Consider the following 23,721-nt stretch of genomic DNA (forward strand, 5'->3'; position numbering starts at 1 on the left):
TCTCCTTGGTGGTTTCCTTGGTGATGGCGTGCGGTGGTGGTGTGCGGCGGTGGCGTGCGGTGGGGTGGAGCGGTCAGTCGGACATCGCGACGAGCACCCGTCGCGGGCCGGTGAAGGGCCGGCGGCCGTGGCCGACCTGGACGTTGTCGATCAGCAGCAGGTCGCCGGTGTGCCAGTCGACGTCGACGGCGGCCTCGAGTGCGCGGTCCCGCACCTGGATCACGTACTCGGCCGGGATCGGGCTGCCGTCGGCGAAGGCCACCGACTGCGGCAGCTCGTCGGCCGGCATGATCTGGGCGAGGGCCTTCGCGGTCTCGTCGCCCAGTGCGGCGGGGTGCCACTGGTCGGCCTGGTTGAACCAGACCTCCTCGCCGGTCAGCGGGTGGCGGGTGAAGGACGGGCGCAGCTGGACGATCCGCAGGCCGCCGTCGGCCTTCCACTCAAAGCCGGCGTCCGAGTCGGCCAGGAACTTCTCGACCTCGGCCCGGTCCTCGGTCTCGAAGGTCTGCTGCCAGCTCTTGCCGAGGCCCAGGCCGCCGTGCAGGTTCTGGGTGTAGCGCACGCCGCCGGCGAACGCCTCCCGGACCTCGGGGTCGACGGCGGCGAGCCAGCGGGTGCCGTCCACGACCGGGGTGGCACCGCCGGTCTCCGGCGCGACCTCGCAGAAGAACAGCAGCCGGGCGGGCCACTGGTGGGCGTACGACATCTCGTTGTGCATCGAGATGGTGAACTCCGGCGGGTACTCGGTCGAGGTGTAGACGTTCGAACCGACCTTCGTCCGGGGCGAGTTGCCGTGGACGTAGGCGAGCCGACGGGCCAGCGCGAGGTCGATCACCGGGTCGAGCCCGGCGCGGTCGACCTTGAATCCCCGGAAGACCAGGGCCTTCTCGCGGGCGAGCAGCCCACCGAGGTCGCGCACCCCGGTGAGGTACTCGATCAGCCCTTGCGCGCCGGCCGCCACCCCGGCGGAGTCCGGGGTGATCTCCAGCGGCGCCCAGTTGGGGCCAGCGTTCATCGACGATTCTCCTTACCGGGCAGGACTCCCGCCCGTTCGCACTCACTGTGTGCGGACGGCCTATATTTCTTCGTTCATTTCTCGGGCCCGGACGGGCACTTGGGGCATGGCTGACGGACCACCGACAGGTCTCTGACGGGCCTGTGACAAGCCCGGGTCCGCACCGGGTGGCACCGCCGGCCCCGGCGCGGCCGCGTCAGGCGACGACGCCCCGGCGGCACCACTCCAGAACGGCCATCGCGCTGTGCATCTTGTTCTCGGCCTGCTGGAAGGCGATGCTCGCCGGACCGTCCAGCACCTCGGCCGTGACCTCCTCGCCCCGGTGGGCGGGCAGGTCGTGCATGAAGACCGCGGCCGGGCTGCGCTCCATCAGCTCCCCGGTGATCTGGAAGGGGGCGAAGCGCTCGCGCCAGTCCGCGTCGGCCTTGCTGGTGCCGGTGGTCTGCCAGCGCGAGGTGTAGACGACGTCCGTGTCCTTCGGCGCCTGCTCCATGTCATGGCGCTCCGTCAGGCTCGACCCGGTGCGCGCCGCGTGGGCCAGTGCGCGCTCCAGGATGTGCGGTTCGAGCCCGTAGCCCGCCGGGGTCCGCAGCTCCAGCTCCACCCCCGGGTAGCGCATGAGCCCGAGGGCGAGCGCCGCGGCGGTGTTGTTGCCCTCGCCGACGTAGAGCACGCGCAGGCCCTCGATCCGGCCGAACTGGCCGTACATCGTGGTGAGATCGGTGAGCCCCTGGGTCGGGTGCTCGTCGGCGCTCATGGCGTTGACCACCGACATCCGGTCCTGCGCGGCCCAGCCGCGCATCTCCTCGGGGTCGTCCGAGGTCCTGGCCACCAGGACGTCGAGCATCCGGGAGAAGACCCGGCCGGTGTCCTGGGTGGTCTCGCCGGTGTTGGTCTGCAGGTCGGAGCCGCTGAAGGAGACGATCTGGGCCCCCAGCCGGAGCGCACCCGCCGAGAAGGCGGTCCTGGTGCGGGTCGAGGTCCGGCGGAAGTAGATCCCGGCGACCTCGCCGTGCAGCGGCTGCCCGCCGCGGGCGGTGCCCGCGGCGAAGGCGGCGCCGCGGCCCACGATGGCGTGCAGGTCGGCATCGGTGAGGTCGTCGAGCGAGATGAGGTGGCGTGCGGTCACAGCGGACTCCTGACGGTGGCCGGGCGGCGTCGCCGCCCGGGTGGTGACGGATCTGGCGGGGTCAGGCGGGAACGGGGGCACAGAGCAGCCGGGCCTGGGCCTCGACGGTGGTCGCGGAGAACAGGCCGGGCAGTCTGATGTCCCGGCCCGAGGCGGCACGCAACCGGTCGACCAGCCGGGCCAGTTGGAGCGAGGAGCCGCCGAGCCGGAAGTAGTCGTCGTGGACGCTGACGTCCCTGACCTTCAGCAGCTGCTGCCAGACCTCGGCGACCAGCCGCTCCTCGGGGGTCCTGGGCGCGACTCTGGCCGGCCCCTCGGCCGCCCCCGGGCCGCCCGGAAGCGGGAGCGCGGTGCGGTCCACCTTGCCGCTGGCGGTGAGCGGGAACTCCTCGACCTCGATCAGCACGGCGGAGACGGGCGTCCGGGCGAGCCGCTCGTCCAGGTACGCGCCCAGCTCCCGGAGGACCTCACCGCCCCTGGTCTGGACGTAGGCGGCGAGCCTCTCGGTGCCGTCCTCGGCCGTGAAGGCGGTGACGATGACGCCGCCCACCCCCGGGTGGGCGATCAACGCGCCCTCCACCTGGGCCGGTTCGATCCGCGCCCCGTCGGCCCAGGAGTGTTCGCCGATCCGGCCGAGGTACTCCAGGACGCCGTCCTCGCGCTGCCGTACCCGGTCGCCGGTGCGATAGAGCCGGGAGCCGTCCCCGGCGAACGGGTCGGGGACGAAGCGCTCGGCGGTGAGGGCGGGGCGGCCCAGGTAGCCGCGGGCCACGCCCACCCCGCCCGCGTACAGCTCACCCGGGACGCCGGGGGCGACCGGCCGGCCGTCCCGGTCGAGCACCAGGGCCCGCAGGTTGTCCAGCGGGCGGCCGATCGGCACCGGTCCCGACCGCTGCGCGGGATCGAAGCGGTGCGCGGTGACGTCGATCGAACAGGCCGCCGGGCCGTAGGTGTTCCAGATCTCCACCGGCCCGGGGACCAGGCGCATCGCCTGCTGGGCCAGTTCGGCGTGGAGCGGCTCACCGGCCGAGAACAGCAGCCGCAGGCTGCCGCAGTGCTCCCAGCCCGGCTCCGCGACCAGCAGCCGCAGCACCGAGGGGACCACCTGCAGCACGGTGATCCGGTGCTCGGCCACCGCCCGCAGCAGCACCGCGGGATCGCGTTCCGCACCGGCCGGGGCCATCACCACCGCGGCCCCGCTCACCAGCGGGCCGAAGACCTCCCAGCAGTGCGCGTCGAAGGTCAGCGCGGTCCTCTGCAGCACCCGGTCGAGCGCGCACAGACCGGGCCGGCGGACCGTCCAGCCGATCCGGTTGGCGATACCGCCGTGCGTGACCACCACACCCTTGGGCGCACCGGTGGCACCCGAGGTGTGGATCACGTAGGCGGCATGGTCGGGCCCGGCCGTGCTCTCCGGTGCCGTCTCCGGCAGCCGCTCGGAGCGGGCGAGCACGGCGGAGAGCGCCACCGGACGGGCACCGGAACGGGCGAGGACCTGCAGCACGGCGTCCTCGGCGACCACCAGCCCGACGCCGGTGTCCCGGACGGCGGCGGCCAGCCGGGAGCGGGGCTGGTCCGGGTCGAGCGGCAGATAGGCGCCGCCGGCCCGCCACACCGCCAGCAGGACGCAGACCAGGTCGGCGCTGCGCCGCAGGCAGACGCCGACCACGGTGTCCGGGCCGACGCCCAGGCCGCGCAGGGCGTGCGCCAGCCGGTTGGCCCGGGCGTCGAGCTCCGCGTAGTCGAGTTCCCGCCCGGCGGCCACCACGGCGGTCGCACGCGGGGTCAACGCCGCACGGGCGGCCACGAGTTCATGGACCAGGGCGGTCCGGGCGGGGGCGCCGACGGGCGGCGGTCCGGAAACCATGGGTACTCCTCCGGCGGTCAGCAGCGATTCACCTCCAACTGTCCGGTCGGGTTCCATACACGGCCCCTATTCGGGCTATCGGGCGGCGGTATCCGCCACCCCCCGCGGACGGAAACGGCCCGGCCGCCATCCCCTCGGGGACGGCGGCCGGGCGGTGGTGGCGGTACGTCAGACCAGGGCGAGCTCCGGCTCCGCTCCGGCGGCCCGGGGCTCCTCCCCGCTCTCCTCCTCCGCCTCGATGGTCAGGCCGGGAACCCAGCGCAGTGCCCGGGGCAGCGACCAGGCGCGTTCACCGAGCAGTTCGAGCAGGGCCGGCAGCAGCACCCCGCGGACCACCGTCGCATCGACCAGCACGGCGGTGGCCATGCCGACGCCGAGCATCTTGTAGTCGGCTGCGGAGAGGGTGGCGAAGATCGAGAAGACCGCGACCATCACCGCCGCCGCGCTGGTCACCACGCCGGCGCTGCCCCCGATGCCCTGCACGATCGCCTCGCGGCCGCTCGCTCCGCCGCTCCGCAGCTCCTTGATCCGGCTGAGGATGAAGACGTGGTAGTCCATCGAGAGCCCGAAGAGGATGACGAACATGAACAGCGGCAGCCAGCTGATCACCCCGCCGTACGGGTGGAAGTCCAGCAGTGAACTGCCGTGCCCGTCCTGGAAGATGAAGGTGACCAGGCCGTAGGCGGCCCCGATGGACAGCAGGTTGAGCAGGATCGAGATCAGCGGGATCCCGAGCGACCTGAAGGCGGCGACCAGCAGCAGGAAGGCGAAGCCCAGGACGAAGGCGAAGACGACCGGGGTGCGGCTGTCCACCGTGTCGGCGAAGTCGGAGATGGCGGTCTCCCCGGTGACCGCGTAGCGCAGCCCGTCCACCTTGCCGAGGCTGGCGGGGAGCGCCCGCTCCCGCAGGGTCTTCAGCGCCTGCCGGGCGGGGGCGTCGCTGACGTTCCCGGCCAGCGGTACGTAGATCACGGCGGTGTCGCCCCGGCCGATCGGGGTGAGCGCGACCGGCTCGTGCAGGTCCGTGCCGTCGGCCGCGACCTGGGCGTGCAGCTCGGCGACCGCCCGGTCGAAGGCCGGCGAGTGCAGCGCGGGGCCGGTCGCCACCACGATCGCGGGGGCGGGGCTGCCCGGGAACGCCTGCTGGATCGCGGTCATGTCGGCGATCTGCGGGATGCTCTGCGGCATCCGGTTCTCCAGGCTGGGGTCGGCCAGCCGCAGTCCGAGCGCGGGGAGCGCGGCCAGGGCCAGCAGGAGCACGGCCGAACCGCCCCACACCAGAGGACGCCTGACGACACGCCCGACGACCGCGTGCCAGAAGCGGGAGGTACGGGCGGTGGCCCGCCTGCGGCCGAGCCACGGGATCCGCGCGGCGTCGATCCGGTCGCCCAGCAGGGCGAGCAGGGCCGGGAGCGCGGTCAGCGAGCCGACCACCGAGAGCAGCACCACGGCGATGGTGCCGACCGTCATGCCGGTGAAGGTGTCGATACCGGTGAACAGCAGCCCGGCCATCGAGACCATCACGGTCAGTCCGGAGACCGCGACCGCCCGGCCCGAGGTGGCCGCGGTGATCCGCAGCGCCTGGGCGTGGCTGCGGCCCTCCCCGCGCTCCTCCCGGAAGCGGCGGAGGTAGAAGAGCGAGTAGTCGACGCCGACGGCCATGCCGACCAGCAGCACCACCGAGGAGGCCGTGCCGTTCACCGGCAGCCAGTGGCCCGCCAGGTGCATCGTGCCCAGCGCGGCGGCCACGGCGGTGATCGACAGCAGCACCGGGATGCCCGCGGCGACCAGCGCGCCGAAGACCACCAGCAGGATGACCAGCGTCAGCGGCACCGAGGTCAGTTCGGCCGTGGAGAAGTCCTTGTCCGTCGCCTCCTTGACCGCCTGGGCGACGCTGACGTCGCCCGCCTCGACGATCTTCAGCTCGGGGTGAGCGGCGGCGGTCTTCGCGACCGCCTGCTGCGCGGCCGCCACCGTGACATCGGAGTCGTCCCAGCCGAAGCCGGGGCCGACCAGGGTGAAGGTGACCAGCACGGACCGGCCGTCGGCCGAGACCTGGCCCCTGGCCTCGGCGGGCGTGGGTGCCACCACGTCGCCCACCTGGCCCGGCAGCGCCCGCAGCGCGGAGGCCACGTCGGCGACCCCGCGCTGGAGCGCCGGGTTCGCGGCGAAGCCCGCGGCGCCCTGGCCCGCCTGGACCAGCACGCTCTCGGCCGGCGGCCGGGAGTTGGGGCCGGCCTGGTCGATCATGCGCTGGGCCCGGCCCGACTCGCCCGGGTCGTAGCTCTTGGGCCCGTCGCCACCGGCCAGGCCGCCGGCGACCAGGCTCAGCACCACCAGGGCGAGCCAGCCGGCCAGGGCCGTCCAGGGACGGCGCGCGGACCAGCCGGCCACCCGCTGGATCAGGGGTGGCCGGCTTGGGACGGTCGTACGGATGTCGAGGGGATCTTGGCCACCGGGGACTGGCACGAAGCTCACCGCCGTTCTCTTCTCGGGAGTTCTCTTCTTCATGGGGAGTTCTCTTCGGAGCTGCTTCGGGTCCGCGCGGTCGGTCTTATCCGGGCTGCCTGCCCGCGTCGCACGGGTGGAGCGGGTTCCGGGGCCGCACCGCGGATCGGGGTGCGGGTCGGTCGGCCGTGCGTGCGCCGCCCGGCGGAGGGCCCGTCAGGGCGCGTGGTCGGCGGGCGGCGGGGTGAACCCGGCGGGGTAGTCGCGTACCAGCAGCGGTCCGGCGCCCGCCTGTTCACGGGCGATGGCCGCGTAGTGGCCGGGCCGTACCGGGACGTCCTCGACCACCCAGCGGCCGGGTCCGGTGGCGGCGGCGTGCTCGATGACCACCGGGCCCGCGGCCTGCGGCTGCACCTCGACGGCGCGTACGTCCGCGATCAGGCCGACGCCGCTGGCCTTCAGCACCGCCTCCTTGCGGGTCCAGCAGCGCAGGAACGCCGAGAGCCTGCGGTCCGGGTCGGGCTGGGCGTCCAGGTAGGCGAGTTCGGCGTCGGAGAGCACGATCGGGCCGACCTCCGCGGTCTCGACACCCGGCATGTCCTCCAGGTCGACACCGACCTGGAAGCCCGAGGTGACGGCCAGCAGCCAGTGCGGACCCGATCTGGAGAGGCTGTAGCTGAGATCGGTCGGCGGCCAGACGACACAGGGCGCGCCGTGGTCGGTTCCGGCGCACTCCGGGCAGCGCAGCCGGCCGAGCCGCAGACGCTCCGGTGCCACCTCCAGATAGCGGCCGAGGATGCGGCGGACCGCCGCATGGGCGCCCGCGTAGTGCAGGCCGGCCGGACTGGTCATCCGACGCGCCCGGTCCTGCTCGGCGGCGGACAGGATGCGTTCGTCGTCCGCACCGAGCGGCCCGACGGTACTGCCCTGCCACACGTGGGTCACGTCGGCGTCGAAGACATCGCGGTAGCCTCCGGCGCTCATCAACGGTGTCCTTTCCTGGGAAGCGTCGAACCCAGGTTGTGCGCTGCGGCTATACCGTTCCTATGCGAGACCCCTACCGCGCCTGGCATTTGAGAGGGTGTGGCTACCTATAGGGTCTAGGGTCCGATACAGGGAAAAGATAGAAGGCACCGGCACAGTCGGAGCGACGTCCCATTTCGCGAAGGAGACAGCGATGGCCAGTGATTCCGGGCCGTGTCCTGCCGACGGCCGGCCTGTCCCCGCCGCATGGACCAGAGGCCCGCAGGGGCACGAGGGGGTGTTCCAGCTGTGGCGCACCGTGCTCCGGGGCGAACCCTCCGACGGGGCCGAAACCGGCTTCGACGACCGTGAGTTGGCGGACGCGCAGCTGGCCTGGGCACTGCCGGCGGCCCGGACGCTCGACGCGGGCGAGCGGGCGCTGCGGCGCGCGATCCGCCTCGCGGTGGAGCGCCAGGGGCCGACGGGCCGCCCGCCGGCCGAGGATCCCGATGTGCGCCGCTCGCTGAGCCGGGCCGCCTCGCTGCTGTTCGCGGCCGAGGCGGCCGCCGTACTCTCGGCCCGGGCCGTGCACACCCTGACCGGAGAGCTGAGCGTCCTCGCCCCGGTGGTGTCGGCCCTCGTACCGACGCTGGTCGCCGAGGTGACGGCCACTCTCGCCGACCTGACGGAGAACGGCCCGGTGGACGTCCTGGCGGACCGGTACGAGCCGGTCGGCCCGGAGCCGCTGAGGGAGCGGAACGCGCTGGCCGCCCAGTTCCCTTGGCTGGTGCACGGGTTCGCCCTGGAGTCGACCGATGACCGGCTGCCCTCGACCATGCTGCTCGGTGCTCCGCTGCCGCCGCTCGACCGGTCCCGGCTGGTGCCACTCTCGCGCGGGGGGTGCAGCGTGGTGCAGGCCCTCCCGGCCGCCGTCGGGGTGCTGGGCCAGGACGGCGCCACGGCCCACGGCGGTGAGATCCACGACCTGGCCAAGGCCGTGCTCGCGGCCGGTGACGAGCTGCACCGGAGGATGGCCGAGGTGCTGAGCGTCACCGACTTCGAGCAGCCCGACCGCCGGCTCGCGGCCGGCTACGAGGACCTCTACGCGGCGGCCGCCTGCCTCCAGCTGTGGTCGGCGCAGCGCACGGCGGCCGACGGGCAGCCGCTGTGGGAGGACGGCATCTGGCTGCGGGCGGCCCTGCGCGAGCTGCTGCTCCGGCTGCGCGGTCTCCTGGAGAGTGCCCCGGCGGACGTCCCGGACCACGTCGGCGAAGCGCTGGCGGACCGGCTGGTCCACGCGGTCCGAACCGGTGGTCCGCTCACGCCGTTCGCGGTCGTGGCCGCCGGCGCCGCCGTGTCCGGCAGCGCGACCTGACACGGTCGGGGAAGAGTTCGGGAGCCCCGGTCCACGACCGGGGCTCCCGCTGGTCGGCGGATCAGGACGCCAGCTGGTGCGGGACCGCGGTCCTGACCTCGCCGCTCAGGATCGCCTGGTAGGTGCGGACCAGCAGCCGGCCGGGCTCCACACCCAGCTCGTCCGCCAGGATCCGCCGCCCGTCCAGGTACAGCGACATCGCCTCCGCCTGGCGCTCGGAGCGGTACAGGGCGGTCATCAGCAGCGCCCGGAACCGCTCGCGCATGGGGTACTGGGTGACCAGGCCGGTCAGCTCGGAGATGAGCTGACGGTGCCGGCCCAGGATCAGGTCGACCTCGATCATGGCCTCCAGCGCCTCCAGCCGGGCCTCGTCCAGCCTCGGCCGCTCGGCCAGCACCAGGTGGTCGGTGACGTCCGCGAGCGCCTCGCCGTGCCAGAACCCGAGCGACTCCCGCAGCCGCTCGGAGGCCAGCTCGTAGCGCTGCTCGCGCAGCGCCCGGAAGCCCTCCTGGGAGAGCTGGGTGAAGCGGGTGAGGTCGCAGGGGACGTGCTCGGCGATCAGCCGGTACCCCATCCGGAGTCTGACCAGTGGCACCTCTGAGCCGACTCTGCGCCGGATTCTGGAGGCATAGGTGTGGATCTGGGCACCGGCCGTGCTGGGCGGATTGGTGTCCCAGAGCATCCGGCTCAGGTACTCGTCGGACAGCGCCCGGCCACCGGCGAGCACCAGCGCGGCGAACATCGTGCGCTGCTTGGTGCCGCTGAGCGAGTCTTCATGGCCGCTGGTCCGGATGTGGACCGGACCGAGGATCCGGAACTCCATGGTGTCGTCCTCTCTCGTGGTTCCCCCGCGGCACCGCGTGGGATCGTGCGACGGTCGTGGCGGCCGGTACCGTCAAGCTCGTCGAGAGACGGGCTTGCGGATCCGTGATCCGCTGACCCCCGGAGCGTAGGAGCGGGCGTCATCGGGTCGATATCGCTTCTCTATCGGCCCTCCTCCGCACCCGCTGTGACCTGCGCGAACCAGCCGGCGTATAGAGCCCGTACAGAACGGGATGCCAGGCTGTCGGGCGCGTTTGCCGCGGGGCCGTCCCAGCACCGGGCCGGGCCGTTCCTCCGGTGGCAGGATCAGGCGGCGGCGGTCAAGGTGGGCGACGGGGGTCACCGCCGAGGGAGACGAGATGTCTGAAGTTACCGAGAAGTATGCGCCCGGTACCCCGTGCTGGGTGGACCTGATGGCGCCGGACCAGCAGGCCGCGCTCGACGTGTACCGCGACCTGTTCGGCTGGCAGGGCGAGATAGGCCCGCCCGAGTTCGGCGGGTACGCGATGTGCCTGCTGAACGGGAAGCCGGTCTGCGGCATCGGCCCGGCGATGGCGCCCCCGGGGCAGCCGGCCCCGCCCACCGTCTGGACCACCTACCTCTCGACCGACGACGCCGACGCCGCCCAGGCGGCCATCACCGCCAACGGCGGCACCGTGATGGTCCCGGTGATGGACGTGGGCACGGTCGGGCGGATGCTGATCGCCTCCGACCCGACCGGTGCGGTCTTCGGTGTCTGGCAGCCGCTGGACTTCTTCGGCGCGCAGGTGGTCAACGAGCCCGGCGCGCTCACCTGGAACGAGCTGCACACGGGGGACCCGGCCAAGGCGAAGACCTTCTACAAGGCCGTCTTCGGCGCCGATATCGAGCCGATGAGCATGGCGGAGGCGGGCGACTACCACGTGCTCAAGGTGGGCGGCCGCCCGGTCGGCGGCGTCGCCAACCTGGCCAACGCCCCGGCCGGCATGCCCGCGCACTGGCTGACGTACTTCGCCGTGGACGACACGGACAGCACGGTGGACGCACTGGTGAAGCGCAACGGCAACGTGCTGGTACCGCCCTTCGACATGCCGGCCGGGCGGATGTCGGTGGTCGCCGACCCGCAGGGCGCCGTCTTCGCGGTGATCAAGACGAAGCCGATGTAGGACCGGCGACGGGGAGCACGGCGAAGCGCGCCGACGGCTCCCCCTGGGCCGAACACCGCCTGGCCAGACAGAACTTGGCCGAAAGTCGCCGGGGCCGCCCGTTCGCGACGCGCAGATGCGGCGCAAATGGGCGGCTTCCGCTGCCGTTCCGCGCCACACTGGCGGCATGCTGGGACTTCCGGACCACATCCGAGCATTCCTCTTCGACCTCGACGGAGTGCTGACACAGACCGCGAAGGTGCATGCGGCGGCCTGGAAGGACATGTTCGACTCCTTCCTGAGGACCGAGGCCGAGCGCACCGGCGAGGAGTTCATCCCGTTCGACCCGGTCGGTGACTACGACGCGTACGTCGACGGCCGGCCCCGGCTGGACGGCACCCGGGAGTTCCTCGCCTCCCGGGGCATCCGGCTGCCCGAGGGCACCCCGGCCGACCCGCCGGGCACCCGCACCGTCCAGGGGCTGAGCAGCGCCAAGAACCGCACCGTGCTGCGCATGATCCAGGAGCAGGGCGTGCAGCCGTACCCGGGCTCGGTGGAGTACCTGCACCGGCTCCGGGTGCTCGGCCTGCCGCGCGCCGTGGTCTCCTCCAGCGCCAACTGCCGGGACGTCCTGCGGGCCGCGGGCATCGACGGACTGTTCGACGTGGTGATCGACGGGCTGGTCGCCAGGCGCGACAAGCTGCCGGGCAAGCCCGCGCCCGACACCTACCTGGCCGCCGCCCGGGCCCTGAAGACCCCGCCCGAGCACGCCGCCGTCTTCGAGGACGCCCTCGCCGGGGTGGAGTCCGGGCGGGCCGGCGGCTTCGGCGCGGTGGTCGGCGTGGACCGGGTCGGCCAGGCCGGAGCGCTGCGCGAACACGGCGCGGACATCGTGGTCAGGGACCTGGCCGAACTGATCGAGGCGGACTCCGCTCAGGAGGAGGGGAGTTAGGCATGGCCGCGACCAACGTCTTCACCATCGACCCCTGGGGCGTCGCCGAACACGGCCTGGACATCCCGGGGCTGGCCCGCGCCGAGTCGGTGTTCGCGCTCTCCAACGGCCACATCGGCCTGCGCGCCAACCTGGACGAGGGCGAACCGCACGGCCTGCCCGGCACCTACCTCAACGGCGTCTACGAGCTGCGCCCGCTGCCGTACGCCGAAGGCGGCTACGGCTTCCCCGAGTCCGGCCAGAGCGTCATCAACGTCACCAACGGGAAGATCATCCGGCTGCTGGTCGACGACGAGCCCTTCGATCTGCGCTACGGCAAACTCCTCAGCCACCAGCGGCAGCTGGACTTCCGCGAGGGTGTCCTGCGGCGCGAGGCCGAGTGGACCTCGCCTGCCGGGCGGACCATCAAGGTCACCTCCTCCCGGCTGGTCTCGCTGACCCAGCGGGCGGTCGCCGCGATCGACTACCGGGTCACCGCGGTGGACGGCCCGGTGCGGATCGTGCTCCAGTCCGAGCTGGTCGCCAACGAGCAGCTCCCGGAGGGCGTGGGCGATCCGCGGGCCGCGGCGGCCCTGGAGTCACCGCTGCTCGCCGAGGCCGCGCACGCCATCGGCAGCAAGGCGGTCCTGGTGCACCGGACCAGGTTCAGCGGCCTGCGGGTGGCGGCCGGGATGGACCACCTGGTCGAGGGGCCCGAACACTTCGACGCCACCGCCGAATGCGCCGAGAACCAGGGCCGGTACAGCGTCACCACCGTGCTGAACCCGGGCGAGTCCCTGCGACTGGTCAAGTTCATCGCGTACGGCTGGTCGGGCACCCGCTCGCTGCCCGCCGTCCGCGACCAGGTCGAGGCCGCGCTGACCGCCGCCCGGTTCACCGGCTGGGACGGGCTGGTCGCCGAACAGCAGCAGTTCCTCAAGAAGTTCTGGGAAACCAGCGACGTCCAGCTGGACGGCGACGTGGAGTTGCAGCAGGCCGTCCGCTTCGGGCTCTTCCACGTGCTCCAGGCGGGTGCGCGCAGCGAGGAACGGGCCATCCCCGCCAAGGGGTTGACCGGCCCCGGCTACGACGGCCACAGCTTCTGGGACACCGAGACCTTCGTCCTGCCGGTGCTCACCTACTCCATGCCGTCGGCGGTCAGGCAGGTGCTCGCCTGGCGGCACAGCACCCTGCCGATGGCCCGCGACCGGGCCGCCCAACTCGGCCTGTCCGGAGCGGTGTTCCCCTGGCGGACGATCCACGGCGAGGAGTGCTCGGGCTACTGGCCCGCCGGCACCGCGGCCTTCCACATCGGCGCGGACATCGCCGTCGCGGTCGCCCGCTACTGCCGGGCCACCGGGGACGTCGAGTTCGAGAAGACCCTGGGGCTCGAACTTCTGGTGGAGACCGCCCGGATGTGGCGCTCGCTCGGCCACCACGACTCCGAGGGCCGGTTCCGGATCGAGGGCGTCACCGGACCCGACGAGTACAGCGCCGTCGCCGACAACAACGTCTTCACCAACCTGATGGCGCAGACCAACCTGCGGGTCGCCGCCGAGACCGCCACCCGGCACATGCACGAGGCCACCGCCTTCGGCGTGGACACCGAGGAGGCGGCGACCTGGCGGGACGCCGCCGCGGCCATGTACATCCCCTACGACGAGCGGCTCGGCATCCACCCGCAGGCCGACGGCTTCACCGACCACCAGTTCTGGGACTTCGAGAACACCCCGCCGGAGAAGTACCCGCTGCTGCTGCACTACCCGTACTTCGACCTGTACCGCAAGCAGGTGGTCAAACAGGCCGACCTGGTGCTGGCCATGCAGGTGCGCGGCGACGCCTTCACCGACGAGCAGAAGGCCCGCAACTTCGCCTACTACGAGCGGCTCACGGTCCGCGACTCCTCGCTGTCCGCCTGCACCCAGGCGGTGATGGCGGCCGAGGTCGGCCAGCTGGACCTGGCGTACGACTACACCGCCGAAGCCGCCCTGATGGACCTGCACGACCTCGGCGGAAACACCAAGGACGGCCTGCACATGGCCTCGCTGGCCGGCGCCTGCATCGCCCTGGTGGCGGGCTTCGGCGGACTGCGCGACCACGACGACGAGCTCTCCTTCCGGCCCCGACTGCCCGCCGGGCTGCGTCGGCTGGCCTTCGCCATGGTGGTCAGGGACCGGCTGCTGCACGTGGACATCACCCACCAGCGCACCACCTACACACTGCGCCGGGGCCCGGCGATGACCCTGCTGCACGAGGGGGAGCAGCTGAAGCTGGAGCACGGCAGGCCGGTCGGCCGTTCCACCACCGTGCCCGAGACACCGCCCGAGGGGCTGTGTAACCAGCCACCCGGACGCGAACCGGCCAGGCGGCAGCCGCAGGCGGGCCTGCCGATCGGCGTGGTGGAGCACCTGCCGGCCGAGTGACGCCGCCGGGGGCGGAGGTCGCCGAGGGCGACGCTGCTTGATGCGGTGTCACCGCAATATTGCGCACCGTCAACTCCTCGGTGTGCCAGTGGGTTCCGTGTTGCGAGCGCAATGCCTCCGACCTGTGAATTGCTGTGAGTTCGACCAGCCCTTTCCCTTCGGGTGGTAAAGGGCTGGTCGAATCCTGGGCTGCCCATTGTTTGACCTGGCCATGTCTGGCTAGCGTCGGCGCCAGTTCCCGGTGGTGAGTAACGGCCTGAGCGGCCGTCATCTTCACCTGCCCGGATGCCGGCCCCCATCGGTCTCCGTGCGACCGCCCCCACGCACAGCCCCCACGCCTTCAAAGGGCTACCAGCCCAGCCACAGGAGGAAGTTCGGTGCATTCCCCCACCATGCCCGCGTCCACCCGCCGGTTCGCCCTGGCCCTCGCCGGTACCGCGGCCCTCGCCGTGTCCGCGATCTCCACCGCCGCTCCGGCCGGCGCCGCGTCAGCCACCGTCTACCACAAGGGAAACACCTCGTGGGTGCGGGCCTGTGACACCCTCGCCAAGGGTGACACCGTGAGCTGCAACGCCCTTCGGGTCACCAGCACGGTCCAGAAGGTCAAGCCGATGGGCGTCACCCCCAACGCGACGCCGTCCGGCTACGGCCCGAGCGACCTGATCGGCGCGTACAACCTGCCGGCCAACGGCGGCGCGGGCCAGACCATCGCCATCGTGGACGCGTACGACGACCCCAACGCCGAGTCCGACATGGCGGTCTACCGCTCCCAGTACGGCCTGCCGGCCTGCACCACCGCCAACGGCTGCTTCAAGAAGGTCAACCAGACCGGTGGCACCAAGCTGCCGTCGGCGAACTCGGGTTGGGCCGGTGAGATCTCGCTCGACCTCGACATGGTCTCCGCGATCGCCCCCAACGCGAAGATCATCCTGGTCGAGTCCACCACCGCCGGCATGGCCAACCTCGGCACCGGCGTGAACACCGCCGTCAAGCTCGGCGCCAAGTTCGTCTCCAACAGCTACGGCGCCCCGGAGTCCTCCTCCGACGCCTCGTACGACAGCTCCTACTACAACCACCCGGGCGTCGCCATCACCGTCAGCGCCGGTGACTCGGCGTACGGCGCGGAGTACCCGGCCTCCTCCAAGTACGTCACCGCCGTCGGTGGCACCGCGCTCAACCGCAGCTCCAATGCCCGTGGTTGGAGCGAGTCGGTGTGGTACACCAACAGCACCGAGGGCACCGGCTCCGGCTGCTCGGCCTACATCGCCAAGCCCACCTGGCAGAAGGACACCGGCTGCGGCAAGCGCACCGTCTCGGACGTCTCCGCCGTCGCGGACCCGGCCACCGGTGTGGCGGTCTACCAGACCTACGGCGGCAGCGGCTGGGCGGTCTACGGCGGCACCAGCGCCTCGTCCCCGATCATCGCGAGCGTCTACGCGCTGGCCGGCACCCCGTCCACCGGTAGCTACCCGGCCTCCTTCCCGTACGCCCACACCTCGTCCCTCAACGACGTGACCACGGGCTCCAACGGCAGCTGCTCCCCGTCCTACCTCTGCACGGCGGGCGTCGGCTACGACGGTCCGACCGGCCTCGGCACCCCGAACGGCCTCACCGCCTTCGCGGGCTGAGCCGGGCTTCGCCGAGTGGAGACGCGTCTTCAGGGATGCGGAACTGTGCTGCGGTGCCGCACTGTTCGGCGGCAGGGCTGAGGCGCGTCTGACGAATGCACGTGCCGGCTGACCCCTCGGCGGGCCACCACGGCCCCCGTACCTTCCTCCCCGTGTGGGAGGTCGGTGCGGGGGCTTTCCGCGTTCGAGCCGAGATCCTCCACCGGCCCGGGCGAGCGGCAGGACGTGGGCCCGGCACCGGGGCCGGTGCCCGCGCGGCAGATCAGGGCCGGCCTGCGGGGCCTGGGCACGCTCCCTCCGAGGAGCAGGCCGTGGTGAAGTTTCTCGGATGTGGTCGCAACCTCGGGGGACGTCGCACGTCTGGTGGGTTGAAGGCGCCCTTCAGCTGTTGTTCCAGACCGTGTTTCCGTCACTTCCTCGGGAGAGTCCCATGTCTTCGCACGCCAAGTTGAACTACCGTCCCCGCCTCCGGGTCCTGGGCACCGTCACCGGTGTCGCGCTGCTGCTGGGCGGCGGCTTCGCCGCGCAGGCCGTCGCCGACTCCGGCGCGAAGCCGGCCCCCGCCGCGCCGAAGGTCACCACGACCGGGGACGCGGCCCCGAAGGTCGTCGAGCCGGGCAAGTCGGGCGGTGCCCCGAAGGTCGTCGAGCCGGGCAAGTCGGGCGGTGCCCCGAAGGTCGTCGAGCCGGGCAAGTCGGGCGGTGCCCCGAAGGTCGTCGAGCCGGGCAAGTCGGGCGGTGCCCCGAAGGTCGTCGAGCCGGGCAAGTCGGGCTCCGGGGCCGCCCCGGCCGAGAATGCTCCCCGGGTGATCCAGCCGGGCAGCGGAGTCCAGAAGTAGCAGCAGCGGCAGCACCACGGGGCGGGCCGGCCTCTCCGCAGGCCCGCCCGCCCCTCCCGCAACGGATCGAGGCCCATGCAGTACGCCATTCCCGCAGCGCCGACATGGTGGTCCCGTCTCCTCTTCCGCGTGCCCCGGACCGGGGACGTGCCGGTACGGGGACATCATCTGCGGGCGCTCGATGCGCCGTACGACGACGAGCCGCCGCCCACGCTGACCGAGCTGTACCGGGCGCGGCGGCTCGACATGGTGCGGCTCGCGCTCTTCCTGGTGGACGATCTGCACACCGCCGAGGACGTCGTCCAGGACGCCTTCGCCGCAGTCCACCGTACGCACGGCACCTCGCTGAACGGGCTCCAGGACCCCGAGGCCTACCTGCGTACCGCCGTTGTCAACGCGGCCCGCTCCGTGCTGCGCAGACGTCGCACCGCCCGTGCCTACACCCCGCCCCACCAGGGTTACGGGCCGCCCGTCGAGGAGGGGCTGCTGCTCGCCGAGGAGCACCGTCAGGTGTTCGACGCGTTGGCACAATTGACGCGGCGCCAGCGAGAGGTGCTGGTGCTGCGCTACTGGTCGGAGCTGACCGAGGCGCAGATCGCGCAGACGCTCGGACTGTCGCGCGGCACGGTGAAGTCCACCGCGAGCCGCGCGCTGGATGTCCTGGAGAAGAAGCTGGGGGCGGGCCGATGAAGCCGGATGCCGAAGACCGCCGGTCGGCGACCGAGGACCGGCTGCGCGCCGCGCTGGCCGCCCGCGCCGCGCTCGTCACGCACCGCGACCTGTGCCGCGACGCACCCCCGCAGGGACGCGATTGGGGGGTGCGCCGGGTACGCGGGGTTGCCTTCGCCGCGCTCGGCGTGGCGGCTGCCGTGGTGGCCCTGTGTCTGCTGGTGCTGCTGCCCGGCAGCCCACGGGACCCGGCTCCGACGCCGCCCGCCGGCACCCCGGGCATCACTGAACCATCGCCGTCCACACCTGTGCGCCCGGTCGGCCCGTCCGCTGCGGATCCCAGTGTGATCAGCCGGCCATAGAGCATGTCCGGATCGCGGCCGGCCTTGCGCACTTCGCATCCTCGGACCCCGACGTCGTGCACACCGGTGCGTGGTTCCTGCCGGAGCATCAGACTGCGATGGCGCGGCCTTCGACGTGGTACACGGGCGCGAACGGGTCGGTGAGACGCAGCAGGGCGGACCAGATGCGGCGGGTCTGGTCGTCGGTGCAGCGGTCCGGGATGTAGTCGGGTTCGACCCAGGCGATCTCGCTGATGGTGGCGAGCGCCCTGGCGGGGATGGTCGCGGTGGCGGCGGTCTGCGTGGTGACCTGTGCCGTGAAGACGTGGTCGATGCCCTGGGGTGCGTCCTCGCGGGCGGTGACGTCGACGATGAGGGCGTCGGTGAAGTCCAGGCTGAGCCCGGTGGTGGCCCGGACGGTGCGGGCGGCGGCCAGGTGCGGCTGCTCGCCCTGGTGGGCGGGGCCGCCGGGCAGGGTCCAGCCGTCGCGGTCGTCCGGGTTGATGAGCAGGACGAAGCCCCGGGGGTTGGTGATCAGGGCCTGGCACTCCAGACGGATCCGGGGGAGCTGGTCGGGGGCGGTGTCGAAGTGCATCAACTGTCCTTAGTGGTCGCGCTGTTCAATGGAGAAGGTCGGGTGCACGGTGCCGCTTCGGCCGGCCGGACAGCGGTTGCGCGCCAGGCCGCGAGTCTCACCGCACCCCGGATGAAGCCCCAGGCCGCCGCCCCGTACGCGGCGACGACGGCGCTCCGCCAGGTGTGGACGATGAGCGAACCGGCGGTCAGGGCTGCGGCGGCCGTGAGCACCGCCAGGACGACGCTCATCGTCCGGTGGTGCCGCTCCAGCCACTGGGCCGGCGGCGCGGGCCGCTCGATCTGAACCATGCTGCTGTGCTTTCTGCTTGGTGCTCGTTGCTCCCAGCCGGCCGCGCACGCCTCGGGGGTGTACGCACGCGGCCGACCGGGGTTTCCCGCCCGGACTGGGGAGTTGTCGGACCCGGGCGGGAGTTCAATGCGGTGGCGCTCCGCGCGGACCGCCGCGCAGGCGCTGACCGCGAGGGCGAAGACCAGAGCCGTGCCGAGAAGCAGGTCGAGCGTCACGGCCCGTCTTCCGGGGACTTCGCGAACGTGCCGTCCTCGGCCAAGTCCTCTGCCTCGTCGGCGGGTTCGGGGCCCTTGGTGTCGGCCGGCTCGGGGGGATCCGCCCAGGCACCGTAGTCGGTATTCATGAAGGCAGTGGGTCGGTACGTCATCGCGGGATCTCCGTCAGCGTGGGCGCGGGGCAGGGGAGGTCATGTGGTCGCCTTCTTCGCGGGCCGCAGCAGGAGTCCGACCCGCTGGAAGACCGGCTCGTCCGGATGCTCGGCCGCGTACTCCGGGGGGAGCGTGTAGCCGAAGGCCCCACAGCCCGGACAGCGCCACTCCCGTACGCCGCCGTCGGACGGGGCGCTCGCCTCAATGTGCCTGCCGCAGCCCGGAGTAGAGCACGCCAGTGGACCGTTGTAGCTCATGCGATCCCGGTGCCCGACTTCGCCAACTGCGCCTCGGCGCCGAGCCTTACCACCGCCGCGAGTCGAGCAACCACGTCGGGCCGAGCCCTGCCCAGCTCCACCACGAAGACACCGCTGCCGATCACGGGAACCTGGTCAACTCCAAGGGAAGGCAACACGATCCCCGCCTGATCCAATGCGTCGGCCAAGCCGCGCCAGGCGGCCAGTGCCTCGATTCGCGGGCGCGTCATCATGCGATCAAGCAGTCTCGGCGGGCACTTCGCACGGTCGATCTGCGGCGGTCTGAGGGCGACGGCAGGCATAGGGGTGCTCCGATCGGTCGGGGGTGGTGACCCCGAATCTCACGTTCTGTGCTCCAAGGGTTGCGCTCCGGAGCTACGATCGGAAGTACGTCGCACTGGACACTTTGGTGCTGTGAAATGAGGCAGAAGCCTTGAGAGAAAAGAATCTTGATCCAACGTCATCTCCAGCTGCAGCCTACGCGGTGCAACTCCGCAGGTCGCGTAAGGCCAAGGGCTACTCACAGACGGAGCTCGCCAAAGAGGTGCGGTTCAGTGGTACCTACCTCTCGTACCTCGAACGAGCGGAGCGCGCGCCCACACTTCACTTCTCCCAGGCCGCCGACGTCGCCCTCGAAACTGGCGGGACCCTCGAACTGATGTGGTGGCACCTCAAGCACACGGCGCTGCTTGAGGGCTTCCCGGAGTACGTCGCCCAAGAGCAGAAGGCCACCGAGATTCGGATTTTTGGGCTGGGCATCATCCCTGGGCTTCTCCAGACCTCCGGGTACGCCGCAGCGCTCGCAGCGGCAGCCGTGCAGCGCGGCAGCATCACCCAGACCCAGGCCGAAGAACGCATCGAGTTTCACGTGACCCGCCAGCGGGTTCTGGAACGGACTCCTGCGCCGCTGGTTCATGCCGTACTCGACGAGTCCTGCCTCCGCCGCCCGATCGGAGGTCCGCAGGTCATGGCTGACCAGCTTCAGTTCTTGACGGCCTTGGCAGGCCGGTCAAGCGTGATCATCCAGGCGGCCCCGTTCGCTTTGGCTGAACTGGCGCCGTTCACTCTGGGCGTCATGCTGTTGACGCTTCCGGATCGAACGGTCCTTGGCTACTCGGAAGCCCAGCAGCGAGGCTTTCTTGAGCGCACAGCCGAGACGGTTAGGGCTTGGGAGAGGGACTACCATCGCTTGCAGGTTGAAGCGCTGCCCCAGGCTTCCTCCCTGGCAATGATCCGCGCCGCACGAGAGGAATTGCACGCATGATCAACTCCGTTGACCTGACTGGCGCGTTCTGGGCCAAGTCCTCCTACAGCCAGTCCGGCGGCAACTGCATCGAGGTCGCCCCGGGCTATCCCGGCATCATGCCCGTCCGCGACTCCAAGGACCCGCAGGGGCCCACCCTGGTCTTCTCTGCCGATGCCTTCGCGGCCTTCGTGGCGGGTGTGAAGAACGGCGAGTTCGGCGCCGTCTGACTATCCGTCTGCCCGAGACCCCACCGCCGTCCTCGTTCGGCCGTGGGGTCTCCTCATGTCCGCGCCTGTAGCTACACCGCCGACCCGGCATGAACGCCCGCATCGGACTCACCTTGCTGACCATGGCTGGATGCATCCAACTGCTTGCGCGGGATACCCCAACCAGGGGCGTTCCAGGCACGGGACCGGGCAGCTGTCGCTACGATCGACCTCAGGCCGCTGCGCCTGCGCAAGTCGCTTCCCTGGACGTCATCCGTGCAGCTTGGAGGAACTCGCATCATGACTCCCAACCCTGACCTGACCGGTGCTTCCTGGCTCAAGTCCAGCCACAGCAACAACGGCGGGCAGTGCATCGAGGTCGCCCCGGGTTACCCCGGCTTCATGCCCGTCCGCGACTCCAAGGACCCGCAGGGGCCTGCCCTGGTCTTCTCCGCCGACGCCTTCGCGGCCTTCGTGGCGGGTGTGAAGAGCGGCGAGTTCGGCTCCGTCTGATTACCTCTCCCTCACCGTACCTAGGGGTTGATAGAAGGCTCCGGTGCCGGCCACCCGCAGGGGTAGGAAGGTGCGGGACCGCTACCCGCCTCTGCCCGACCGATTCGCCGAGTCGTGAAAGGAACTGGCGACCATGACCTCCTCCCTCGACCTGTCGGGCGCGATGTGGATCAAGAGCACGCACTCGGATGGAAACGGCGGCAACTGCATCGAGTGGGCGCCCGTGTTCGCCCCACTCGGCGTGATCTCCGTCCGCGACTCCAAGGACCCGCAGGGGCCCGCCCTGGTCTTCTCCGCCGAGGCCTTCGCGGCCTTCGTGGCGGGTGTGAAGAACGGCGAGCGCCGTCTGACGGCCCGTACGCCCGAGACCCCACCGCCGTCCTCGTTCGGCCGTGGGGTCTCCTCAGCTCCACTCCTGTAGCTACACCGTCGGCTCGGCATGAGCGCCCGCATCGGACCCGCCTCGCTGACCATGGCTGGATGCATCCAACTGCCTGCGTGGAGTACCTCCAACCGGGGTTTCCCTGGAACGGAACCGGGCAGCTGTCGCTACGATCGGCCTCAGGCCGCTGTGCCTGCGCAAGTCGCTTCCCTGGACGTCATCCGTGCAGCTTGGAGGAACTCGCATCATGACCCCCAACCTTGACCTGACCGGTACTTCCTGGCTCAAGTCCAGCCACAGCGACAATGGCGGACAGTGCGTCGAGGTCGCCCCGGGCTACCCCGGCATCATGCCCGTCCGTGACTCCAAGGACCCGCAGGGGCCCGCCCTGGTCTTCTCCGCCGACGCCTTCGCGGCCTTCGTGGCGGGTGTGAAGAGCGGCGAGTTCGGCGCCGTCTGACTGCCCGCCCTCCCGAGACCCCACCGCCGTCCTCATTCGGCCGTGGGGTCTCCTCATCCCGACGGGCCTTGTGCAGCGCCCCTGATCTCAAGGGCTGCTCAGCGCCTGTCTCCGATCCCTCTCCCATGAAGCGGGCACGTCCTCAGCAGATAGGCCACGGTGACTCTCGGTGCGACCACGTCGCCCACCAGCGGTCGAATCATCCGCTGAACGTCGCCGCCGCGTTCGAGTGAGCCGGTCAAACCCCAACCGGTCGACAACTACCGCACCCTGCTCCAGAAGGTCGACGCCAGCGGGCCCGCCCAGACCTCGCGGACGAAGGCCGCCGCGCTGACCAAGCAGGCCCTGGACGCCTTGGAGGGCCTTAAACGAGGAGTCCCGCCCCTGCGGAGGTCGCCCGGAAGCTGGGGGCCGGGTGTCGCCGCGCTGCTGGTGCCGGCCGAGGGCCGCGTAAGCGCTGGCCCACCGGGAGTCCGTCACCGGATCGAGGCGGTCGCGCTACCTCGGGGACGGGGCGGGGACGGGGACGGGGACGGGGACGGGCGCTACGCGTCGTGGGCCAACCACGACGCGTGCGCCCGCCGGCTGAGCCGCACCCTGGCGGTATGCGGCGGTATCGCCTGGGTCAGCCGTGCTTGGGGTGGCCGGGGTGGATGAGGAACTCGGGCCCGTACACATGTGCGCTGTCATCCCGTAGGGGCTCGGCCATCAACGCCTGCGCAGCCGGTTTCAGCGCGAACATCGCACCGATCGAATCGCCCAGCGCGCCGTTGTCTCCCTCCTGCCATGCCTTCTCCAGGAGGCTGAGCATCTCGGTGTACTTGTCGTTGAAGGCGGTGAGGAGTCCCTGCACCTTCTCCGTGGGGTTGGGCCAGCGCTCCGCTGTGAGCCTGCCCATGGGGTACGTCTCGGGGAAGGGGACCGGATCCCCGACCCAGTCGTACGCTGTGGGGCCGTTGGGTGTGGGCACCAGCCTGTGTCCCTTCCAGATCTCACCGAAGCCGTAGTAGTGGGCCAGCCGTCCGTCGGCGGTGGGGTCGTCGGGGAGGTGGCTGGTGCCCTCTCCCTGCTCCTTGATCACGTCGATCGCCTCCGTGATCTGGTCGACCGAGGTGAACTTGGTCAGCTTGTTCCTGCCGATCGGCGTCTCCATCTGATGGCCCGCCCCGATGGTCGGGTTGACGTTCTTGAACGCGTCCCGCACCGCGTCGTAGAACTTGCCGATCGTGATCCACTCCTCGTACAGGGGCGCGAGCGGATTCTCGGGCATCTCGATCTCCATGAAGACCTCCCGGACGTACGTCTGGGTCAGCCCCTGGAGATACACCTCGATCGTCGGCCGCACATTGCCCGGCAGCTTGCCCGGATATGTCGGGGCCGCGGCGAGGATGTGCGGCGTCCCATCGATCGCCGACAGCATGTTGCACGCCATCCCCATGTGGTACATCTCGTCGTGGACGACGCTCTTGATCAGCTTCTCGGCTTCGGAGCCCTGGGTCTTGATGGACCACATGCCGCACAGGTAGGGCGGCAGGGTCGACAGCTCCAGGGCGATGGCGGACTGCAGACTGTCCTTGATCCACTTCAGGTCGTGATCGACCGCTGGGATCTCCATCAGCTCGGCGATCGGCATCGGTTTGGTGGCGAAGGTGGTCACGGCGATTCCCGTTCGTTCGGCGGAAGCGGCGGGCAGGCCCGGTCAGCGCGGACGAAGTCCAAGAAGAAGCCCCGGGGCCGATTGCGACAGATCAGTGCGACTCCGCACGCCGCTGAGTGCGCCTGCGATCGTTCCCGGGGGTGGATCGCGGCAAAGCGGGCAGACGGGTGAAG

General features: G+C 71.3%; 25 protein-coding genes. 13 read left to right on the forward strand and 12 right to left on the reverse strand.

The window, feature by feature from the left end; all coding sequences use genetic code 11:
* Positions 1 to 73: 73 nt before the first annotated feature.
* The 5 genes from ACSMTC_RS20350 to ACSMTC_RS20370 form a co-directional block, all read right to left on the reverse strand.
* Positions 74 to 1,015, reverse strand: coding sequence for a TauD/TfdA family dioxygenase (locus tag ACSMTC_RS20350; protein WP_436561133.1), 942 nt, complete (start codon positions 1,013 to 1,015; stop codon positions 74 to 76).
* Positions 1,016 to 1,211: 196 nt separating this feature from the next.
* Complete coding sequence (locus ACSMTC_RS20355) at positions 1,212 to 2,144, reverse strand: ornithine carbamoyltransferase (protein WP_436561134.1); 933 nt, start codon at positions 2,142 to 2,144, stop codon at positions 1,212 to 1,214.
* 61 nt (positions 2,145 to 2,205) lie between these two features.
* On the reverse strand, positions 2,206 to 4,011 hold the full coding sequence (locus ACSMTC_RS20360) for a non-ribosomal peptide synthetase (RefSeq protein ID WP_436561135.1): 1,806 nt from the start codon (positions 4,009 to 4,011) through the stop codon (positions 2,206 to 2,208).
* Between the two features lie 168 nt (positions 4,012 to 4,179).
* Positions 4,180 to 6,522, reverse strand: a complete 2,343-nt coding sequence (locus tag ACSMTC_RS20365; RefSeq protein ID WP_436561136.1) for an MMPL family transporter — start codon at positions 6,520 to 6,522, stop codon at positions 4,180 to 4,182.
* 153 nt (positions 6,523 to 6,675) lie between these two features.
* The gene (locus tag ACSMTC_RS20370; protein WP_436561137.1) at positions 6,676 to 7,443 is read right to left on the reverse strand and encodes a 4'-phosphopantetheinyl transferase family protein; all 768 of its coding nucleotides are present in this window, start codon (positions 7,441 to 7,443) and stop codon (positions 6,676 to 6,678) included.
* Between the two features lie 193 nt (positions 7,444 to 7,636).
* Between ACSMTC_RS20370 and ACSMTC_RS20375 the strand changes: the two genes are divergently transcribed.
* Complete coding sequence (locus ACSMTC_RS20375) at positions 7,637 to 8,797, forward strand: hypothetical protein (RefSeq protein ID WP_436561138.1); 1,161 nt, start codon at positions 7,637 to 7,639, stop codon at positions 8,795 to 8,797.
* Between the two features lie 61 nt (positions 8,798 to 8,858).
* On the opposite strand, the gene ACSMTC_RS20380 is transcribed toward ACSMTC_RS20375, so the two are convergent.
* On the reverse strand, positions 8,859 to 9,620 hold the full coding sequence (locus ACSMTC_RS20380) for an AfsR/SARP family transcriptional regulator (protein ID WP_436561139.1): 762 nt from the start codon (positions 9,618 to 9,620) through the stop codon (positions 8,859 to 8,861).
* A gap of 358 nt (positions 9,621 to 9,978) precedes the next feature.
* Here ACSMTC_RS20380 and ACSMTC_RS20385 point away from each other — a divergent pair, with 358 nt between their 5' ends.
* From ACSMTC_RS20385 to ACSMTC_RS20415, 7 genes are all read left to right on the forward strand, one after another.
* Complete coding sequence (locus ACSMTC_RS20385) at positions 9,979 to 10,764, forward strand: VOC family protein (RefSeq protein ID WP_436561140.1); 786 nt, start codon at positions 9,979 to 9,981, stop codon at positions 10,762 to 10,764.
* A 166-nt stretch (positions 10,765 to 10,930) separates the two neighbouring features.
* Complete coding sequence (locus tag ACSMTC_RS20390) at positions 10,931 to 11,695, forward strand: HAD family hydrolase (RefSeq protein WP_436561141.1); 765 nt, start codon at positions 10,931 to 10,933, stop codon at positions 11,693 to 11,695.
* A 2-nt stretch (positions 11,696 to 11,697) separates the two neighbouring features.
* Complete coding sequence (locus tag ACSMTC_RS20395; RefSeq protein ID WP_436561142.1) at positions 11,698 to 14,097, forward strand: glycoside hydrolase family 65 protein; 2,400 nt, start codon at positions 11,698 to 11,700, stop codon at positions 14,095 to 14,097.
* Between the two features lie 392 nt (positions 14,098 to 14,489).
* Positions 14,490 to 15,725: a S53 family peptidase gene (locus tag ACSMTC_RS20400; protein WP_436564745.1), complete on the forward strand. Its 1,236-nt coding sequence runs from the start codon at positions 14,490 to 14,492 to the stop codon at positions 15,723 to 15,725.
* A gap of 430 nt (positions 15,726 to 16,155) precedes the next feature.
* A complete protein-coding gene (locus tag ACSMTC_RS20405; protein ID WP_436561143.1) occupies positions 16,156 to 16,563 on the forward strand; it encodes a hypothetical protein in 408 nt (135 codons plus the stop codon).
* Positions 16,564 to 16,638: 75 nt separating this feature from the next.
* The gene (locus ACSMTC_RS20410) at positions 16,639 to 17,253 is read left to right on the forward strand and encodes a sigma-70 family RNA polymerase sigma factor (RefSeq protein ID WP_436561144.1); all 615 of its coding nucleotides are present in this window, start codon (positions 16,639 to 16,641) and stop codon (positions 17,251 to 17,253) included.
* Entirely contained in the window at positions 17,250 to 17,594 is a 345-nt protein-coding gene (locus tag ACSMTC_RS20415) for a hypothetical protein (protein ID WP_436561145.1), read from the forward strand. The genes ACSMTC_RS20410 and ACSMTC_RS20415 overlap by 4 nt, the downstream gene beginning before the upstream one ends.
* Before the next feature lie 88 nt (positions 17,595 to 17,682).
* Here the strand turns inward: ACSMTC_RS20415 and ACSMTC_RS20420 are convergent, their stop codons facing one another.
* The 5 genes from ACSMTC_RS20420 to ACSMTC_RS20440 form a co-directional block, all read right to left on the reverse strand.
* Positions 17,683 to 18,168: an NUDIX domain-containing protein gene (locus tag ACSMTC_RS20420; protein ID WP_436561146.1), complete on the reverse strand. Its 486-nt coding sequence runs from the start codon at positions 18,166 to 18,168 to the stop codon at positions 17,683 to 17,685.
* Positions 18,168 to 18,674, reverse strand: coding sequence for a hypothetical protein (locus ACSMTC_RS20425; protein ID WP_436561147.1), 507 nt, complete (start codon positions 18,672 to 18,674; stop codon positions 18,168 to 18,170). Before ACSMTC_RS20425 ends, ACSMTC_RS20420 begins: the two co-directional genes overlap by 1 nt.
* A complete protein-coding gene (locus ACSMTC_RS20430) occupies positions 18,671 to 18,802 on the reverse strand; it encodes a hypothetical protein (protein ID WP_436561148.1) in 132 nt (43 codons plus the stop codon). Before ACSMTC_RS20430 ends, ACSMTC_RS20425 begins: the two co-directional genes overlap by 4 nt.
* A gap of 63 nt (positions 18,803 to 18,865) precedes the next feature.
* Complete coding sequence (locus ACSMTC_RS20435; RefSeq protein WP_436561149.1) at positions 18,866 to 19,084, reverse strand: hypothetical protein; 219 nt, start codon at positions 19,082 to 19,084, stop codon at positions 18,866 to 18,868.
* Positions 19,081 to 19,386: a hypothetical protein gene (locus ACSMTC_RS20440; protein WP_436561150.1), complete on the reverse strand. Its 306-nt coding sequence runs from the start codon at positions 19,384 to 19,386 to the stop codon at positions 19,081 to 19,083. Before ACSMTC_RS20440 ends, ACSMTC_RS20435 begins: the two co-directional genes overlap by 4 nt.
* 131 nt (positions 19,387 to 19,517) lie before the next feature.
* On the opposite strand from ACSMTC_RS20440, the gene ACSMTC_RS20445 reads away from it, so the two are divergent.
* From ACSMTC_RS20445 to ACSMTC_RS20465, 5 genes are all read left to right on the forward strand, one after another.
* On the forward strand, positions 19,518 to 20,348 hold the full coding sequence (locus ACSMTC_RS20445) for a helix-turn-helix domain-containing protein (protein ID WP_436561151.1): 831 nt from the start codon (positions 19,518 to 19,520) through the stop codon (positions 20,346 to 20,348).
* Complete coding sequence (locus tag ACSMTC_RS20450) at positions 20,345 to 20,557, forward strand: DUF397 domain-containing protein (RefSeq protein ID WP_436561152.1); 213 nt, start codon at positions 20,345 to 20,347, stop codon at positions 20,555 to 20,557. Before ACSMTC_RS20445 ends, ACSMTC_RS20450 begins: the two co-directional genes overlap by 4 nt.
* 279 nt (positions 20,558 to 20,836) lie before the next feature.
* Entirely contained in the window at positions 20,837 to 21,049 is a 213-nt protein-coding gene (locus ACSMTC_RS20455; protein WP_436561153.1) for a DUF397 domain-containing protein, read from the forward strand.
* 133 nt (positions 21,050 to 21,182) lie between these two features.
* Positions 21,183 to 21,470 carry a DUF397 domain-containing protein gene (locus tag ACSMTC_RS20460; protein WP_436561154.1) on the forward strand — a complete coding sequence of 96 codons (288 nt, stop codon included), beginning with the start codon at positions 21,183 to 21,185 and terminating at the stop codon, positions 21,468 to 21,470.
* A gap of 208 nt (positions 21,471 to 21,678) precedes the next feature.
* Entirely contained in the window at positions 21,679 to 21,891 is a 213-nt protein-coding gene (locus ACSMTC_RS20465; RefSeq protein WP_436561155.1) for a DUF397 domain-containing protein, read from the forward strand.
* A gap of 625 nt (positions 21,892 to 22,516) precedes the next feature.
* On the opposite strand, the gene ACSMTC_RS20470 is transcribed toward ACSMTC_RS20465, so the two are convergent.
* Positions 22,517 to 23,548 carry a ferritin-like domain-containing protein gene (locus ACSMTC_RS20470; RefSeq protein WP_436561156.1) on the reverse strand — a complete coding sequence of 344 codons (1,032 nt, stop codon included), beginning with the start codon at positions 23,546 to 23,548 and terminating at the stop codon, positions 22,517 to 22,519.
* Positions 23,549 to 23,721: the final 173 nt, after the last annotated feature.

Source organism: Kitasatospora sp. HPM-01-4, assembly GCF_051374625.1.
GTDB lineage: Bacteria > Actinomycetota > Actinomycetes > Streptomycetales > Streptomycetaceae > Kitasatospora.

Excerpts from the sequence above, each read along its gene's own strand:
- ACSMTC_RS20385 (WP_436561140.1), top strand. The coding sequence starts at position 9,979 with ATGTCTGAAGTTACCGAGAAGTATGCGCCCGGTACCCCGTGCTGGGTG.
- ACSMTC_RS20380 (WP_436561139.1), bottom strand. The coding sequence starts at position 9,620 with ATGGAGTTCCGGATCCTCGGTCCGGTCCACATCCGGACCAGCGGCCAT.
- ACSMTC_RS20420 (WP_436561146.1), bottom strand. The coding sequence starts at position 18,168 with ATGCACTTCGACACCGCCCCCGACCAGCTCCCCCGGATCCGTCTGGAG.
- ACSMTC_RS20395 (WP_436561142.1), top strand. The coding sequence starts at position 11,698 with ATGGCCGCGACCAACGTCTTCACCATCGACCCCTGGGGCGTCGCCGAA.
- ACSMTC_RS20435 (WP_436561149.1), bottom strand. The coding sequence starts at position 19,084 with ATGAGCTACAACGGTCCACTGGCGTGCTCTACTCCGGGCTGCGGCAGG.
- ACSMTC_RS20390 (WP_436561141.1), top strand. The coding sequence starts at position 10,931 with ATGCTGGGACTTCCGGACCACATCCGAGCATTCCTCTTCGACCTCGAC.
- ACSMTC_RS20430 (WP_436561148.1), bottom strand. The coding sequence starts at position 18,802 with ATGAATACCGACTACGGTGCCTGGGCGGATCCCCCCGAGCCGGCCGAC.
- ACSMTC_RS20370 (WP_436561137.1), bottom strand. The coding sequence starts at position 7,443 with ATGAGCGCCGGAGGCTACCGCGATGTCTTCGACGCCGACGTGACCCAC.
- ACSMTC_RS20405 (WP_436561143.1), top strand. The coding sequence starts at position 16,156 with ATGTCTTCGCACGCCAAGTTGAACTACCGTCCCCGCCTCCGGGTCCTG.
- ACSMTC_RS20455 (WP_436561153.1), top strand. The coding sequence starts at position 20,837 with ATGACTCCCAACCCTGACCTGACCGGTGCTTCCTGGCTCAAGTCCAGC.
- ACSMTC_RS20460 (WP_436561154.1), top strand. The coding sequence starts at position 21,183 with ATGACCTCCTCCCTCGACCTGTCGGGCGCGATGTGGATCAAGAGCACG.
- ACSMTC_RS20375 (WP_436561138.1), top strand. The coding sequence starts at position 7,637 with ATGGCCAGTGATTCCGGGCCGTGTCCTGCCGACGGCCGGCCTGTCCCC.
- ACSMTC_RS20350 (WP_436561133.1), bottom strand. The coding sequence starts at position 1,015 with ATGAACGCTGGCCCCAACTGGGCGCCGCTGGAGATCACCCCGGACTCC.
- ACSMTC_RS20465 (WP_436561155.1), top strand. The coding sequence starts at position 21,679 with ATGACCCCCAACCTTGACCTGACCGGTACTTCCTGGCTCAAGTCCAGC.
- ACSMTC_RS20365 (WP_436561136.1), bottom strand. The coding sequence starts at position 6,522 with ATGAAGAAGAGAACTCCCGAGAAGAGAACGGCGGTGAGCTTCGTGCCA.
- ACSMTC_RS20450 (WP_436561152.1), top strand. The coding sequence starts at position 20,345 with ATGATCAACTCCGTTGACCTGACTGGCGCGTTCTGGGCCAAGTCCTCC.
- ACSMTC_RS20400 (WP_436564745.1), top strand. The coding sequence starts at position 14,490 with ATGCCCGCGTCCACCCGCCGGTTCGCCCTGGCCCTCGCCGGTACCGCG.
- ACSMTC_RS20410 (WP_436561144.1), top strand. The coding sequence starts at position 16,639 with ATGCAGTACGCCATTCCCGCAGCGCCGACATGGTGGTCCCGTCTCCTC.
- ACSMTC_RS20440 (WP_436561150.1), bottom strand. The coding sequence starts at position 19,386 with ATGCCTGCCGTCGCCCTCAGACCGCCGCAGATCGACCGTGCGAAGTGC.
- ACSMTC_RS20360 (WP_436561135.1), bottom strand. The coding sequence starts at position 4,011 with ATGGTTTCCGGACCGCCGCCCGTCGGCGCCCCCGCCCGGACCGCCCTG.
- ACSMTC_RS20415 (WP_436561145.1), top strand. The coding sequence starts at position 17,250 with ATGAAGCCGGATGCCGAAGACCGCCGGTCGGCGACCGAGGACCGGCTG.